This is a genomic window from Gordonia ajococcus (genome assembly GCF_012974285.1).
Taxonomy (GTDB): domain Bacteria; phylum Actinomycetota; class Actinomycetes; order Mycobacteriales; family Mycobacteriaceae; genus Gordonia; species Gordonia amicalis.
The window spans coordinates 4,529,166-4,543,433 of record NZ_CP052884.1 but is presented as its reverse complement, the minus strand read 5'-3'; the positions used below and the strand labels follow the sequence as shown (position 1 = coordinate 4,543,433).

Here is a 14,268-nt window from a genome sequence, read left to right as displayed (position 1 = left end):
AAGGACCACACGGCTTGAGTGAAATCCGCTCAACTTTTCCCGGCGGCGCGGGAACAAACCCCGTGGGACCCCCGTTACACACTTCGAGAAACCTGAGCGATCCAGACTCAAGTAGGTTTGACTCGCCGCTCCGAATTCAGTAGGACATGAGTCGGACGCACTGAAGTCCACCTCGCGCAGGGTTCGGACATCATCCCCGCGTCTCAGGCCGCGGGGGCACAAGGACTTGGGTGCACACCCACAAACTAGGAGGAAGCCAAACATGTCTCGTGCTGTTGGAATCGACCTCGGCACCACCAACTCCGTGGTTTCGGTGCTCGAGGGTGGCGAAGCTTCGGTCATCGCCAACGCCGAGGGCTCGCGGACCACGCCGTCCGTGGTCGCCTTCGCGCGTAACGGAGAAGTACTCGTCGGTCAGCCGGCCAAGAACCAGGCGGTCACCAACGTCGACCGCACCATCCGCTCGGTCAAGCGCCACATGGGTGAGGGCAACTGGACGATCGAGATCGACGACAAGAAGTACACCCCGCAGGAGATCAGCGCGCGCACGCTCATGAAGCTCAAGCGCGACGCCGAGGCGTACCTCGGTGAAGACGTCACCGACGCCGTGATCACCGTGCCCGCATACTTCAACGACGCCCAGCGTCAGGCCACCAAGGAAGCCGGCCAGATCGCCGGCCTCAACGTGCTCCGCATCGTCAACGAGCCCACCGCGGCCGCGCTGGCGTACGGACTCGACAAGGGTGAGAAGGAACAGACCATCCTGGTCTTCGACCTCGGTGGCGGCACCTTCGACGTCTCGCTGCTCGAGATCGGCGACGGTGTGGTCGAGGTCCGCGCGACCTCCGGTGACAACCACCTCGGTGGTGACGACTGGGATCAGCGCGTCGTCGACTGGCTCGTCGAGAAGTTCAAGTCCACCTCGGGCATCGACCTGACCAAGGACAAGATGGCTCTGCAGCGTCTGCGTGAGGCTGCCGAGAAGGCGAAGATCGAACTGTCGAGTTCGCAGAGCACCTCGATCAACCTGCCCTACATCACCGTCGACGCCGACAAGAACCCGCTGTTCCTCGACGAACAGCTCTCGCGCAGCGAGTTCCAGCGGATCACCTCTGATCTGCTCGAGCGCACCCGCGCCCCGTTCCAGGCCGTCATCAAGGATGCGGGCATCTCCGTCGGCGACATCGACCATGTCGTGCTCGTCGGTGGCTCGACCCGTATGCCGGCCGTCACCGATCTGGTGAAGGAACTGACCGGTGGCCGCGAGCCCAACAAGGGTGTCAACCCGGACGAGGTCGTCGCCGTGGGCGCCGCCCTGCAGGCCGGTGTTCTCCGCGGTGAGGTCAAGGACGTGCTGCTGCTCGACGTCACCCCGCTGTCCCTCGGCATCGAGACCAAGGGTGGCGTGATGCACAAGCTGATCGAGCGCAACACCACCATCCCGACCAAGCGGTCGGAGACCTACACCACGGCCGAGGACAACCAGCCGTCGGTGCAGATCCAGGTGTACCAGGGCGAGCGCGAGATCGCCTCGCACAACAAGCTGCTCGGCAGCTTCGAGCTGGGCGGCATCGCACCTGCGCCGCAGGGTGTCCCGCAGATCGAGGTGACCTTCGACATCGACGCCAACGGCATCGTGCACGTCACCGCGAAGGACAAGGGCACCGGCAAGGAGAACTCGATCCGCATCCAGGAGGGTTCCGGCCTGAGCAAGGACGAGATCGACCGCATGATCAAGGACGCGGAGGCTCACGCCGACGAGGATCGCAAGCGTCGTGAGGAGGCCGAGACCCGCAACCAGGCGGAGTCGCTGGTCCACCAGACCGAGAAGTTCCTCAAGGACAACGAGGACAAGGTCCCGGCCGACGTGAAGGAAAAGGTCGAGGCTGCGGTCGCCGACGCGAAGGAAGCGCTGAAGGGCACCGACTCGGCCGCGATCAAGACCGCGATCGAGAAGCTGTCGGAGGAGTCGCAGGCTCTCGGCCAGGCGATCTACGCCAACGCCGCTGCGGAATCCCCCAACGGTGAAGCCGGCGCAGCCGCCGACAGCGAGTCCGATGTCGTCGACGCCGAGGTCGTGGACGACGCCGACGCCAAGGAGAACAAGTGACCGCAGGATCCCATTCGACGAATGGGTCCGGCGAGGAGCCGGTGACGGTGACCGACCGTCGTCGCATCGACCCGGAAACGGGTGAGGTGCGCGACGAGCCGGCCGCCGGCCCCGGCCCGGCCGACGCCGAACCCGTCGTGGACGAGCCCGACAACGAACAGCCGGCCGATGCGACGTCGCCAGATGCGCGGGTCGCCGAACTGACGGCGGATCTGCAGCGGGAACGCGCGCAGTTCGCCAACTTCCGGCGACGCGCGGCCGAGGAGAAGCAGGGATCGGTTGCCTACGGCAAGCAGATCCTGATCGACAAGCTCCTGCCGATTCTCGACGACCTCGACCGTGCCCGTGAGCACGGCGATCTCGAGAGCGGTCCGCTGCGGGCCGTCGCCGACAAGCTGGCCGGTGTGCTGAACACCGAGGGCCTCGAGGCCTTCGGTGCCTCGGGTGACGAGTTCAACCCTGAACTCCACGAGGCAGTTCAGCACGACGGCACCGGCGACCACCCCGTCATCGGCGCGGTGTATCGCTGCGGTTACCGGCTGGGCGAGAAGGTGATCCGTACCGCCATGGTGACGGTCACCGATCCCGAGCCCGCCGGTGACCAGGCCGGTGCACAATAGATCGACCGTCTGTGGCCCTGGGGTGCGAGGAGCGAGAGCACGCGCCTCGCACCTCAGGGCTCTCTGGCGAGAGTACGAACACAACCGAAATATCAATCCAGACAACAAAAGACTTTTGAGGAGGTGACGTCTGGTGGCTCCACAACGTGAGTGGTTGGAACACGACTTCTACAAGGACCTGGGCGTTGCTTCTGACGCTTCGGCTGAAGAGATCAAGAAGGCCTATCGCAAGCTCGCACGCGAGCTGCATCCGGATGCCAATCCCGGCGATTCCGCGGCCGAAGAGCGCTTCAAGCGGGTGTCCGAAGCCCACAGCGTGCTCAGTGATCCCGAGAAGCGCAAAGAGTACGACGAGACCCGGGCCATGTTCGCCGGCGGACGATTCCGCGGAGGTGGCAACGGATTCCCGGGTGGCTTCCCCGACGGCGGTACGACCTACACGACCGGTGGCAACGACTTCGATCTCGGTGACCTGTTCGGCGGTGCCCAGACCGGCGGGGGAGGCGCCGGCGGTTTCGGAGACCTTTTCGAGGGTCTCTTCAACCGTGGCGGCGGAACCCAACGCACGTCGACGGCCAGCCGTCCGCGTCGCGGTAAGGATCTCGAGACCGAGACCACGCTGTCCTTCAAGGACGCGGCCCTCGGTACGACGGTCCCGCTGCGGGTGACCAGCCCGTCCCCGTGCACGACCTGCCACGGTTCAGGCGCCAAGCCGGGCACCAGCCCGCGAGTGTGCCCCAACTGCAACGGCTCCGGTTTCGTCAGCCGAAACCAGGGCGCGTTCGGGTTCAGTGAACCCTGCCAGGACTGCCAGGGCACCGGTTCGCGGATCGACGACCCGTGCGGCGACTGCTCCGGCAGCGGCGTGAAGAATCGGACCCGCACCATCAACGTGCGCATTCCGGCGGGAGTCGAAGACGGTCAACGGATTCGGCTTGCCGGACAGGGTGAGGCCGGACGCCGCGGAGCGCCGTCGGGCGACCTGTACGTCGTCGTGCACGTGACCCCGCACAAGCAGTTCACGCGCAGCGGCAACGACCTTCGCGTGCAGTTGCCGGTGCGGATCTCCGAACTCGTTCTCGGCGCGACGGTCTCGGTACCGACCCTCGAGGGTTCGGTCGGGGTCAAGATCCCACCGAACACGACCGACGGCCGGACGCTCCGCGTGCGTGGCCGCGGCGTCCCCAAGCGGTCCGGCGGAGCAGGCGACCTGCTCGTCACCGTCAAGGTCGCGGTGCCGGACAAGCTCGACGACGCCGCGATCGAGGCGATGCGTGCCTACGATCAGGCCGAGCGGGCAAGCGGATTCGATCCACGGGCGAACTGGGGGAGATGAGTGATGGCCGGCCACAAGAACTTCGACGCCGATGGCGCGACCTTCATGATCTCGGTGGCCGCCGAGCTCGCCGGATTGCACGCCCAGACCCTGCGCACCTATGACCGTCTGGGTCTGGTCACCCCGCAGCGGACGAGTGGGGGCGGACGCCGTTACTCCTCCCGCGACGTCGAACTCCTGCGAGAGATCCAGCGTCTCTCGCAGGAAGAAGGCGTCAATCTCGCAGGTATCAAACGGATCATCGATCTGAGCAATCAGGTCGAGGCGCTCCAGCAGCGTATCCGTGAACTCTCCGACGAGGTTGCCGCGTCGCGGAACCGTCGCGGCGGCGAGTTGGTCCCGGTGCCCCGGACCAATGCGCTGGTCGTGTGGCAGCCGCGGCGCAAGCGTTCCGTCGACTGAGCGAACCGACCGGCAGGGCCCGCGTACGTTGGATGTATGGCATCCGACACCGTTACCACCGTTGACACGGGCCCGCACCGCGTCTCCCGGCGCATCGTCGTCGATGCGCCGGTCGCCGACGTCTTCGCCCTCGTCGTCAACCCGCACCGGCATCACGAACTCGACGGTTCGGGCACGGTGCGCGACACACCCGTCAAGGGGCCGGAGAAGCTCACCCCCGGCGCGCGATTCAGTGTGGGGATGAAGCAGTTCGGCGTCCCGTACACCATCACGTCCACCGCGACCGACGTCGAGACCGACAAGGTCGTCGAATGGAAGCACCCCATGGGCCATCGCTGGCGCTGGGAACTGGTGTCCACGTCGCCGACGACCACACAGGTCACCGAGACCTTCGATTACTCGACGCTCAAGATCCCGAAGATCATGGAACTGATCGGGTACGACAAGAAGAACGGTCACGGCATCGAGGGCACGCTGCGCGCGCTCGCGAAGCGATTCGGCTGACCTTGCCGCCCTCTTGCCGACACGGTGTCGGTAAGATGGCGGCGACCATCAGACCCGAGTCCAGGAGTCGACGAATGTTCGTGATCACCAACCGCATCGATGTCACCGAGAATGCCGAGGCATTCGAGAAAGCGTTCTCGGAGTCGATGCGCAGCACGCTGAAGGGCGTCCCGGGCCTGCAGCGCGCGACACTGATGCGCCCGGAGGCCGACGGCCTGCCTTACGTGTCCACGATGGAATTCGACGCCAGGGAGGACTTCCTGGCGTGGCTGAAGTCGGACTCGTTCCGTGCGTCGCACTCCGACAAGCAGGCGCCGGGGATGCAGGCTCCCTCGGCCGTCGAACAGCACACCCTGATCGAGACATTCACCGCCTGATCACTTCGTCGCCGCCGGGCGACGACCACCACACGAAGGGCGCCACATGGAGTTCGAGGACGAGGCGTCGTCATCCGGCGACGAACCGGCGGTTGTCCTCGGAGTCGTCGCCGCGCCCGGACAGCCGATCGGTCTCGCGCGCAAACTCGTCGACGCGGATCTGATCGAGCACGTGCAGACGACCTTCCCCGGAGCCCGATGGCAGGTCGAGGTCGTGGAGGTGTCCGTGGTGCAGCCGCCCGCGACCGACGCCCAGATCGTCGACGCCGCGAGAGACCTTCTCCTCGAACGGGAATGGGACCTCGTGGTCTGCCTGACCGACCTGCCGCTACACGTGGGACGCCGCCCCGTCGTCGCCCATGCCAACGCGGTGCACGGCGTTGCGGTCCTGTCGGTTCCCGCGCTCGGTCCGACCGGCCTGCGTCAGCGGACGCGCGGGACGGTGGTCGGTCTCCTCGCTCAGCTCCTCGGCGCCGACGCGGACGATCTCCGAGAGCATCAGAAGTCGCCGTCTCGCTCCCCGCTACGGCACCGCGTCCGCCAGCTCGGCACCGACACCGACGAGGAGAGCACCGCCTTCACCGCCCGGGTGCTGACCGGCAACCTCCGACTCCTCACCGGCATGGTCCGCGCCAATCGGCCGTGGCGCCTCGCGCTCGGGCTGACCCGTGCGCTCACGGGCGCCATCGCCGCAGGCGTGTTCGCACTGGTGACCGCCGACATCTGGCTGCTGGCCGACACCTTCGGATGGGTCCGGCTCACCGGCGTCGCCGTCGGCTCGATCGTCGCCATCACCGCCACCCTGATCATCGGCGCCGACCTGTGGGAGCGGGGATCGTCGCGGCAGTCGCGCGAACAGATCGTCCTGTTCAACACCGTCACGGTCATCACCGTCGTGCTGGGCGTCGCGGCGTTCTATGCGGCTCTGTTCGTACTCGCGACCGCCGGCGCACTGTGCCTGGTGGTCCCGCAGGTCTTCGGCGATGCACTCGGCCACGATCCCGGGATCACCGACTACCTGGAGGTCGCGTGGCTGACGTGTTCGCTCGCCACGGTCGGCGGTGCGCTCGGTGCGGGGCTGGAGACCGACGAGGCGGTGCGCGACGCCGCATACACCCAGCATCCGGCCGAGTCGGTCTGGCGAGGTACTCCGCGACGGTCCGGCTGCCACGGATCGCGTAACAGCCGCTAGGCTTCATGGGCAAACGTCGATGTGGAGGTGACGATGACCCAAGATCCGGCGGGTGGGGGACTGCCCGGATCCGTGGTTCTCGGGATATCCGTCGTCGACGACCAGATCGCGTCCGTCGTGCGGGACGCCGACGGGCACATCCTGGCGAGCAATCTCGTCGACCTGCCGGATTCCTCGGCCCCCGCGGTCGAGGCCGCGATCATCGTACTCGTCGATTCGGTTCCGGTCGTGGTGGACCAGATCGGTGTCTCCGCCTCTCGCGAGGACGTCCGCAAGCACCTGGCGCAAGCCTTCGCCTCGGACGCCGCAGGCGAATCCTGGCATCGCCGCGTCGTCGTCACCGGATACGCCTCGGCGCTCGCCGAGATCGCCTGCACCCACGCCACCCGAGGCGGCGTCGTGGCCGTCGTGGACCTCGATCGCGATGCCGCCCCGGCGGCCGGTACCACTGTGGCTACGGTCGACACGACGTCGGGTGCGGTCCTCGGGACCGCCGACTTCACCACCAACCGGCTCGCGCCCGTCACCGATCCCGACGGGGCGTCCGCTCTGGCGACGGCGGTCACCAAGCTCCCGCGCGGTCGCGACATCACCTCCATCATCGTGGTGGGACCCGGCGCGGAGATGCCCGGCATCGCTCCCGCCTTCGAGTACGCGGCGCAGCGACCCGTCACGGTCGCCGCAAACCCCCCGCTCGCGTCGGCCATCGGCGCGGCCGACGCCGCCCTGGTGGCGCTGTCGGCCCCGGCGGGGGCCACGCGGGTGTCGACGGGGCGACGCTGGTGGTTCGTCGGCGCCGCGATCGGCGCCGCGGTGTTCCTCGGCGCCGTCGGGCTGACCTTGATCCTGGCCGCCGAGAGGGCCACCCCCGAAGCTGTTCCGGTGACGGTCACCGAGACCCCTGCGGCGGTGACCGTCACCGCAGACGCGACGACGGTCACCGAGACCGAGACCGAGACGCCGCAGGCCCGCACCACGACGGTCACCAGCACGCCGCGTCCGGTCACCCGGACGACCACGGTGACCGAAGAGGTGTCGGCTGCCACGATCACCGAGACGGAGACGACCACCATCGAGGTGCCGGCGCCGGGAGAATCAGCGCCCCGGGGTCAGTAGACGGGGTCGTGCTGGATGCGGCTCGCCCGCACCCCGGCGATGATCAGCTGTCGCCGGGTCGCCTCGATCATCTGCGCCGACCCCGCGATCAGCACCTGATGGTTTTCCCAGTTCCCGGCGCCGACAACCACGTCGGCGAGGGTGCCGATGCGGTGTTCGATCCCGAGTTCGGCCGGCGTCGCCACCGCCCTGATCCACCACGGGTCGCGTTCTTCCTCCGAGACCGCGGTGACCTGCAACCACGGATTGGTGGCGGCGATCCGCCGCAGCACACTGAGGTCGTAGAGTTCGCCGGGATGGCGCATGCCGTAGAAGATGTGGGTCGGCGGCGAGTCCGCGCGCTTGGACATCTCGATGAGCAGCGCACGCAGCGGGGCGAGACCGGTACCGCCGGCGACCATCAGCACGGGCTGATCCCGGTCGACGTGCAACGTGCCGTGACTCTGGGACAGCGTCCAGACATCCCCGACGCTGGTCTCGCTGACGATCGCCGAACTGACCGCCCCACCTTGGATCGCCCGTACGTGGAACTCCAGCTCACCGGCCGGATTCGGGGGGATCGACGGCGAGAAGTTGCGCCACTGCTTCGGCCACTGCGGGATGTGGACCTCGAGGTACTGGCCGGCGATGAATGTCAGTGGCGCGTGCGCGATGAGTCGTACGACGGCGAGGTCGCGGCTGATGCGGTACTTCTCGACGACCTCTGCCGTCCACCGCGCCGGATGGGTGGCGGTTTCGGCCGCCCCACGCATCACGCCGGTGACGAGCATCATCGCCTGGGAGACCGTCTGCTGGGCCTCGGAGTCCCAGTACCCCTCCATCAGACTGGCGAACTCGCCCATGAGCGCCGAGTACATCACGTGGTAGTGCTCGGGTTCGACGCCGAACTTGCGATGGTCGCGACCGAGCTGGGCGAGGAACTCGACGAGGTCGGCGTGGCCGGATTCTGCCGGTATGGCTTCGAGGACGTGGTCGATCACGCGATGGAAGGCGATCTGCTGTGCGGCCATCGAGACGCCGAACAGGTCCCGGAGGTCGGGGTCGATCGCGAACATCCGGGTGAAGACGTTGGTCGCGAACCGGTCGGGCTGCCGGTTCACCGCTGTTCGCAGCTGATGCAACGTGTGGCGTGAGTGGCTCGCCATTCTCTCTGGACAACCTCCGTCGGCGTTCGTCCCCGCCTCTTCCAAGAGACCCAACACTAGCCTCTCGACCCGACAGAATTCAGGATCCGCCATCGTATGTCGGACTGTGATCCGGTATGGCAAGGTACCAGCATGACGTCCCTCGACGGTGTCCTCCCGGCCATCGTCGACGCGCATGTGCAGCACTGGAATCTGCGGCGCACTCCCTGGGCCGCAACCCGTTCGTCGCGCCTGTACGGGTTCGTCCCCCGATTGGGGGACCGGGTGTTTCCGCTCGTCGCCTCGCGCGCCGACCGCGAGTTCGTGCTGACACCGCGAACGGTCGCGCGTCCCTACGGGCCGCGGCAGTACGCCACCGATGCCGCACTCGTGCCGACGGTCGTCGGTGTGCCCATCGACACCGTCGTGCACGTCGAGTCGCACTGGCGCAAGGCGTTTCCGGCCGGGGAACAGGCGTCCGCCCACAGCACCGCGGTGGAGGAGACGCGCTATCTGGAGGACCTCCCGTTCGGTCAGGCGGGGGCTCCCCGTCTCGGAGCGATCGTCGCCCACGGTGATCCACGGGACCACGACTTCGCCGAGACACTCGACCAGCAGCTCATCGTCTCACCGCGGGTCCGAGGCGTCCGGCTGGTGGCGACGCGTCACCCCGATCCACGCGTCCGCGACGGTGGCGACGCCGACAACATCCTGTCGTCGACCGCCTTCCTCGACGGCTTCGCCGAGCTCGCGGGGCGCAAGCTCGTCTTCGAGGCGGCGGTCTACTCCCATCAGCTCTACGACGTCATCGTGCTGGCGAGGGAGTATCCGGACACGACCATCGTGCTCGATCATTTCGGGATGCCGGCCGGGGTTTTCGGCCCGATCGGGACTCGCACGGGCGCGACGGCCGCCGCGCGCGCGGACATCTGGCGGCTATGGCGGGAACGGATCACCACCCTGGCGTCGTATCGCAATGTGGTGGTGAAACTCTCCGGTCTCGCGATGCCGGTCCTCGGCTACGGCCACGAACGGTGGGGCAACATCGGCGGGCAGACGACACTCGCCGAGATGATCTGTCCGTTCGTCGAACACGTCGTGAACCACTTCGGTACCGATCGCGTCATGTTCGGGTCCAATTACCCGATCGACCGGCCCAACGCCGCGATCGACGTACTCGTCGGAGCCCTCGTCGACTGCGCGTCGCCATGGGGAGACGAGGCCTTGCGACGGATCTTCCGCGACACCGCGGTCCGGGTCTACAAGCTCGACGACGCGTGACGTGTCGGATCTCGTCACAGGTGACGCGGACGCCCCCACCTTCGTGAGCGGGTCGGTTCGGGCACGGGCACGTCGCGCATGAGGCGGACCAGTATGTCGACCAGTTCGGTACACGTCGGATAGCGGTCCTGCGGCGACTTGGCGAGCGCCTTGGCGAAGATGGAGTTCATCGCCGACGGGAGCCACGGCCGGCGTCGGGTGAGGCGGGGCGGCTCGTCGTTGATGTGTGCGTAGGTGATCGCGAACGACGTGTGTCGCGGGTACGGCGGTTCGCCGGTGAACATCTCGACGAGGCTGCATGCGAAGGAGTAGTTGTCGCTGGCCGGCGAGAGACGTTGTGCCTGAAGCAGTTCCGGTGAGGCGTACCCGATGGAACCCTGCACCCGCCCGTTCCGGGCGAGTGGCCTCGTGTCGTCGAGGAACTGGGCGATCCCGAAATCGGAGAGATAGGCGTCCACCGGTGCGGGGGTGTCGCCGTCGGGGCTGACCGGCCGGGAGAGCAGGATGTTGGCGGGTTTGACGTCGCGGTGGAGGATCTCCTGGCGGTGGGCGTGGTCGAGGGCATCGGCGATCTGTGCGGCGACCCGCAGGATCGTGTCGACGTGGGGTTCGTCGGTGCGACCGGGCACGAGTGCAGTGGCTGACGGGCCGGGCGCGTACTGCATCGCCAGCCACATCGACGGCAGGTGGTGGGGGCCGAGAGACCCGGGCGGCGCGGCGATCTCGCCGTGCGCGCGAATCCGCACGATGTGCGGGTGGTCGAGCAGCGAGGCGATCCCGGACTCCCGCTCGAACCGTTCGCGGACCCGGCCGTGGTCGGAGGCGTTCGGGTGCAGCACCTTGAGCGCGACGGGCCCGTTGCCGTCGTCGCGATGGGCACGGAAGACGTCGGCACTCGCACCCCCGCCGAGGAACTCGTCGATGGTGAAGCCGGCCACGCATTCGCCAACCTCGAACACCTTGTCAGCGTAAGGCGACGACGACCGGTCGGAGCGGTGCGACGATCGGGGTGTCGGGACCCGGGCTCGCGGTCAGGCCGTCGGCGTCAGGCGGAAGATCGGGAACCTTCGGCCCTGTGCGGTCTCGGTGTACTTGACGAACTGATCGGTGAACGAGGTGAACTTCGCCCAGGCCTCATCCCAGTCGTCGTCGGTGATCTCGGTGACCTGCGTGTCGTGACGCTCGATGCCGTCGACGGCGGGGGCCTCGACGGCAACCGAGTCGGGGTGGGCCCTCAGGTTGTGCACCCACGCCGGCGTCGTCGGGGAACCCGCGAAGGACCCGATGACCAGCCAGGAGCCGTCGTCGGCGAGACCGAACAGCGGGCTGATCCGCGGCTCACCGGATTTGGCGCCGACGGTGTGCAGCAGGACGAGGTTCTTCCCGAACCCTGCGGTCTCGACATGTCCGTTGTTGGTGCGGAACTCGTTGATGATGGTGGTGTTGAAGTCGTTCACGATCTCATTGATACGCCTTCCCGGCGACGACCGGCCGGTGTGTCAAAGTGAAACCGCGGTCCGGGCGGCGAAGAATACGCTGAACGTATGAGTGCCGATACGAGTTCGTTGGCCGCCGCGCTGCCCGATGGGATGGTGATCACCGACCCCGACATCCTTGCCGGGTATCGCCAGGACCGTGCCCTGGACCCGACCGCGGGCACCCCGCTCGCACTCGTCCGCCCGACCTCGACCGAAGACGTTCAGACGACGGTTCGCTGGTGTCACGAGAACCGGGTGCCGATCATCACGAGGGGTGCCGGCACCAGCCTCTCGGGTGGCTCGACCGCGGTGGACGGCGCCATCATGCTCTCCACCGAGAAGATGCGCGAGATCGCGGTGGACCCGGCGACGCGGACCGCCGTCGTGCAGCCCGGGCTGTTCAACTCGGAGGTCAAGGCCGCGGCGGCGGCCGAGGGTCTCTGGTACCCGCCGGACCCGTCGTCGTTCGAGATCTGCTCGATCGGCGGCAACGTCGCCACCAACGCCGGCGGACTGTGCTGCGTGAAGTACGGGGTGACCACCGACTACGTCCTGGGCCTGCAGGTGGTGCTGGCCGACGGCCGCGCGGTGCGAGTGGGCGGCAAACAGCTCAAGGACTCGGCAGGCCTCCCGCTGACCAAACTCTTCGTCGGCAGCGAGGGACTCCTCGGGATCATCACCGAGGTGACCCTGCGGCTGCTGCCACCCCAGGGGCCGGCGAGCACGGTCGTCGGGATCTTCGACTCGGTCCACGACGCGAGCCGTGCCGTCCTCGCCGTCACCGGCGAGATCCGTCCGGCGATGCTCGAATTCATGGATTCGGTGGCCATCAACGCGGTCGAGGACATGCTGCGCATGGGGCTCGACCGCGACGCCGGCGCGCTGCTCGTCGCCCAGTCCGACGCACCCGGGGCGGCCGGCGCCCAGGAGGTCGAACTCATCCGGAACGCCTTCGAGACGAACGGCGCCGGTGAGGTCTTCGCCACCGACGATCCCACCGAGGGGGAGGCGTTCACCGCCGCCCGGCGCGCGGCCATCCCGGCCGTGGAGAAGCTCGGGTCGCTGCTCCTCGAGGACGTCGGCGTGCCGTTGCCGTCGTTGCCCGATCTCATCGACGGCGTCGCCAAGATCGCCGCGGACAATCAGGTGATGATCTCGGTGATCGCGCACGCCGGCGACGGGAACACCCACCCGTTGATCGTCTTCGACCCGACCGACGCCGCCGAGGCCGGCCGTGCGCAGACCGCGTTCGGTCATATCATGGACCTCGCCATCGAACTCGGTGGCACCATCACCGGCGAGCACGGCGTGGGGCGCCTCAAGAAGGGCTGGCTGCCCGACCAGGTGGGACCGGACGTGATGGAGCTGACCGCGCTCATCAAGAACGCCCTCGACCCGGAGGGGCTCCTCAATCCGGGCGTGATCCTGTAGACGTGGTCAGCACGACGGCATAGCTGCCGCGGCGCTTCGCCTTGGCCGAGAACAGGGCATCGTCGGCGAGGGCGAGGTCGCGTCGAATCCGTGCGGTTGCATCCACGTCGGACATCTGGTCGCGGTCCAGCGGACCCACCGCGATACCCAGACTCACGGTCGCCCACTCGCCGTCCTCGGTATCGATCGGTTGAGCCCGGATGTCTTCGGCGACGGCACGCGCCGCGGCTTCGTCGAGCCGCATCGCGATCGCGAACTCGTCCCCACCGAGCCGGGCGACGACCGCCGGCTCGTCCACTGCTCCCTGGAGGATCTCGGCGACCTGCTGCAGTACGAGATCACCCACGCCGTGGCCGTGGTCGTCGTTGATCCGTTTGAAGCGGTCGACGTCGGCGATGAGGAGTGCGAACCGATCCCCTTGCCCCCGGCGCAACAGCGTGGACGTCGCCAGGATGAATCCGCGGCGATTCAGCAATCCGGTGAGCGGATCGGTGTTGGCCATCCGCAGCTGATGTTTCAGGGTCCGCTGGAGATCGGAGGTGTAACCGTGGTGGAGGGTGACGGTCCCGTTCACGGCGACGAGCAGCGCGAGCGTCGCGGAGAACGCGGTGACCGGCGGAACGCCGTCGTGCCACGCGAGAATGCCGAGAGTGCATGTCACCGCGCTCGAAAAAGCCATGTGGAGATACACGACGCGTGCCCGCACGAAATGTGCGCTGTACGAACCCACCACGGCGAACAGCGCCGAGAAGTACAACGCGAGACGTGGGTCGGCGATGGCGAACAGACACACCGCCACTCCGATGTCCGCGTAGGCGACGAATACGTTGTTGAATCCTCGGACGTGTGATTTCTTGGTCCACCACATCTCGCCCAGATGAACTCGGCTCACCGCCATCGCGGTGGGAACGGTGGTGGCGGCAGCGGTGCCGAGGATCAGTGACCGCCATACCGACCCCTGCGAACCACTCGGTGTGAAGAGCCCGAGTGCCCCCACGACGCCGAAGATCAGTACCAGCCCGGCGATGGTGTAGCGGATATGACGTTCGCGCAGTCGTAATTGCCGAAGGACGTGATGCGTTTCGTCGTAGAGCTGCCCGCCTCGTGCGATCTCAGCGGTGAGCGAGTCGCCACCGAGCCCGCTCAACGGTCTGGATCTCGGCGAACGGCCGACCGTTTCTTCCACCTGATCGAGCTCCGGAAATGAGGGTGTGGCGAACAATGCGAAGTCTAGAGGGGCGTTAACGATACTTCATCAGCGCGAGAAATATTCGCCGAAGCCCGGTCGCAGAAGCGA

The 14,268-nt window shown here is 67.2% G+C and carries 14 protein-coding genes; 10 read left to right on the top strand and 4 right to left on the bottom strand.

Translation table 11 applies throughout. From position 1 onward, the window contains the following. Positions 1 to 262: 262 nt before the first annotated feature. From dnaK to GAA2_RS20480, 8 genes are all read left to right on the top strand, one after another. Positions 263 to 2,110, top strand: a complete 1,848-nt coding sequence (dnaK, locus tag GAA2_RS20515; protein ID WP_024499619.1) for a molecular chaperone DnaK — start codon at positions 263 to 265, stop codon at positions 2,108 to 2,110. Further along, positions 2,107 to 2,730, top strand: coding sequence for a nucleotide exchange factor GrpE (gene grpE / locus GAA2_RS20510; RefSeq protein WP_096274706.1), 624 nt, complete (start codon positions 2,107 to 2,109; stop codon positions 2,728 to 2,730). Before dnaK ends, grpE begins: the two co-directional genes overlap by 4 nt. Before the next feature lie 133 nt (positions 2,731 to 2,863). Beyond that, positions 2,864 to 4,066, top strand: a complete 1,203-nt coding sequence (gene dnaJ, locus GAA2_RS20505; protein WP_096274705.1) for a molecular chaperone DnaJ — start codon at positions 2,864 to 2,866, stop codon at positions 4,064 to 4,066. 3 nt (positions 4,067 to 4,069) lie between these two features. After that, positions 4,070 to 4,468 (top strand): heat shock protein transcriptional repressor HspR, encoded by a 399-nt coding sequence (locus GAA2_RS20500; RefSeq protein WP_006437652.1) that lies wholly within the window; start codon positions 4,070 to 4,072, stop codon positions 4,466 to 4,468. 36 nt (positions 4,469 to 4,504) lie between these two features. Next, positions 4,505 to 4,972 (top strand): SRPBCC family protein, encoded by a 468-nt coding sequence (locus GAA2_RS20495; RefSeq protein WP_006437653.1) that lies wholly within the window; start codon positions 4,505 to 4,507, stop codon positions 4,970 to 4,972. Positions 4,973 to 5,046: 74 nt separating this feature from the next. After that, positions 5,047 to 5,349, top strand: coding sequence for an antibiotic biosynthesis monooxygenase family protein (locus tag GAA2_RS20490; protein WP_006437654.1), 303 nt, complete (start codon positions 5,047 to 5,049; stop codon positions 5,347 to 5,349). Between the two features lie 46 nt (positions 5,350 to 5,395). Next, a complete protein-coding gene (locus tag GAA2_RS20485; protein ID WP_006437655.1) occupies positions 5,396 to 6,541 on the top strand; it encodes a hypothetical protein in 1,146 nt (381 codons plus the stop codon). A 33-nt stretch (positions 6,542 to 6,574) separates the two neighbouring features. Next, positions 6,575 to 7,657, top strand: coding sequence for a hypothetical protein (locus tag GAA2_RS20480; RefSeq protein ID WP_159405769.1), 1,083 nt, complete (start codon positions 6,575 to 6,577; stop codon positions 7,655 to 7,657). Here the strand turns inward: GAA2_RS20480 and GAA2_RS20475 are convergent. Next, complete coding sequence (locus GAA2_RS20475; RefSeq protein ID WP_006437657.1) at positions 7,651 to 8,802, bottom strand: FAD-binding oxidoreductase; 1,152 nt, start codon at positions 8,800 to 8,802, stop codon at positions 7,651 to 7,653. The two genes, GAA2_RS20480 and GAA2_RS20475, sit on opposite strands and share 7 nt — an antisense overlap. Positions 8,803 to 8,934: 132 nt before the next feature. Here GAA2_RS20475 and GAA2_RS20470 point away from each other — a divergent pair, with 132 nt between their 5' ends. After that, on the top strand, positions 8,935 to 10,062 hold the full coding sequence (locus tag GAA2_RS20470; protein WP_236577702.1) for an amidohydrolase family protein: 1,128 nt from the start codon (positions 8,935 to 8,937) through the stop codon (positions 10,060 to 10,062). 14 nt (positions 10,063 to 10,076) lie between these two features. Here GAA2_RS20470 and GAA2_RS20465 read toward each other — a convergent pair whose 3' ends face one another. Both GAA2_RS20465 and GAA2_RS20460 read right to left on the bottom strand, forming a co-directional pair. Then, complete coding sequence (locus GAA2_RS20465) at positions 10,077 to 11,021, bottom strand: serine/threonine-protein kinase (RefSeq protein ID WP_159405771.1); 945 nt, start codon at positions 11,019 to 11,021, stop codon at positions 10,077 to 10,079. 72 nt (positions 11,022 to 11,093) lie between these two features. Then, the gene (locus GAA2_RS20460; protein ID WP_024499626.1) at positions 11,094 to 11,519 is read right to left on the bottom strand and encodes a nitroreductase/quinone reductase family protein; all 426 of its coding nucleotides are present in this window, start codon (positions 11,517 to 11,519) and stop codon (positions 11,094 to 11,096) included. Positions 11,520 to 11,606: 87 nt separating this feature from the next. Here GAA2_RS20460 and GAA2_RS20455 point away from each other — a divergent pair, with 87 nt between their 5' ends. Next, positions 11,607 to 12,971 (top strand): FAD-binding oxidoreductase, encoded by a 1,365-nt coding sequence (locus GAA2_RS20455; protein ID WP_159405772.1) that lies wholly within the window; start codon positions 11,607 to 11,609, stop codon positions 12,969 to 12,971. Here the strand turns inward: GAA2_RS20455 and GAA2_RS20450 are convergent. Next, a complete protein-coding gene (locus tag GAA2_RS20450; RefSeq protein WP_024499628.1) occupies positions 12,949 to 14,157 on the bottom strand; it encodes a sensor domain-containing diguanylate cyclase in 1,209 nt (402 codons plus the stop codon). The two genes, GAA2_RS20455 and GAA2_RS20450, sit on opposite strands and share 23 nt — an antisense overlap. Positions 14,158 to 14,268: the final 111 nt, after the last annotated feature.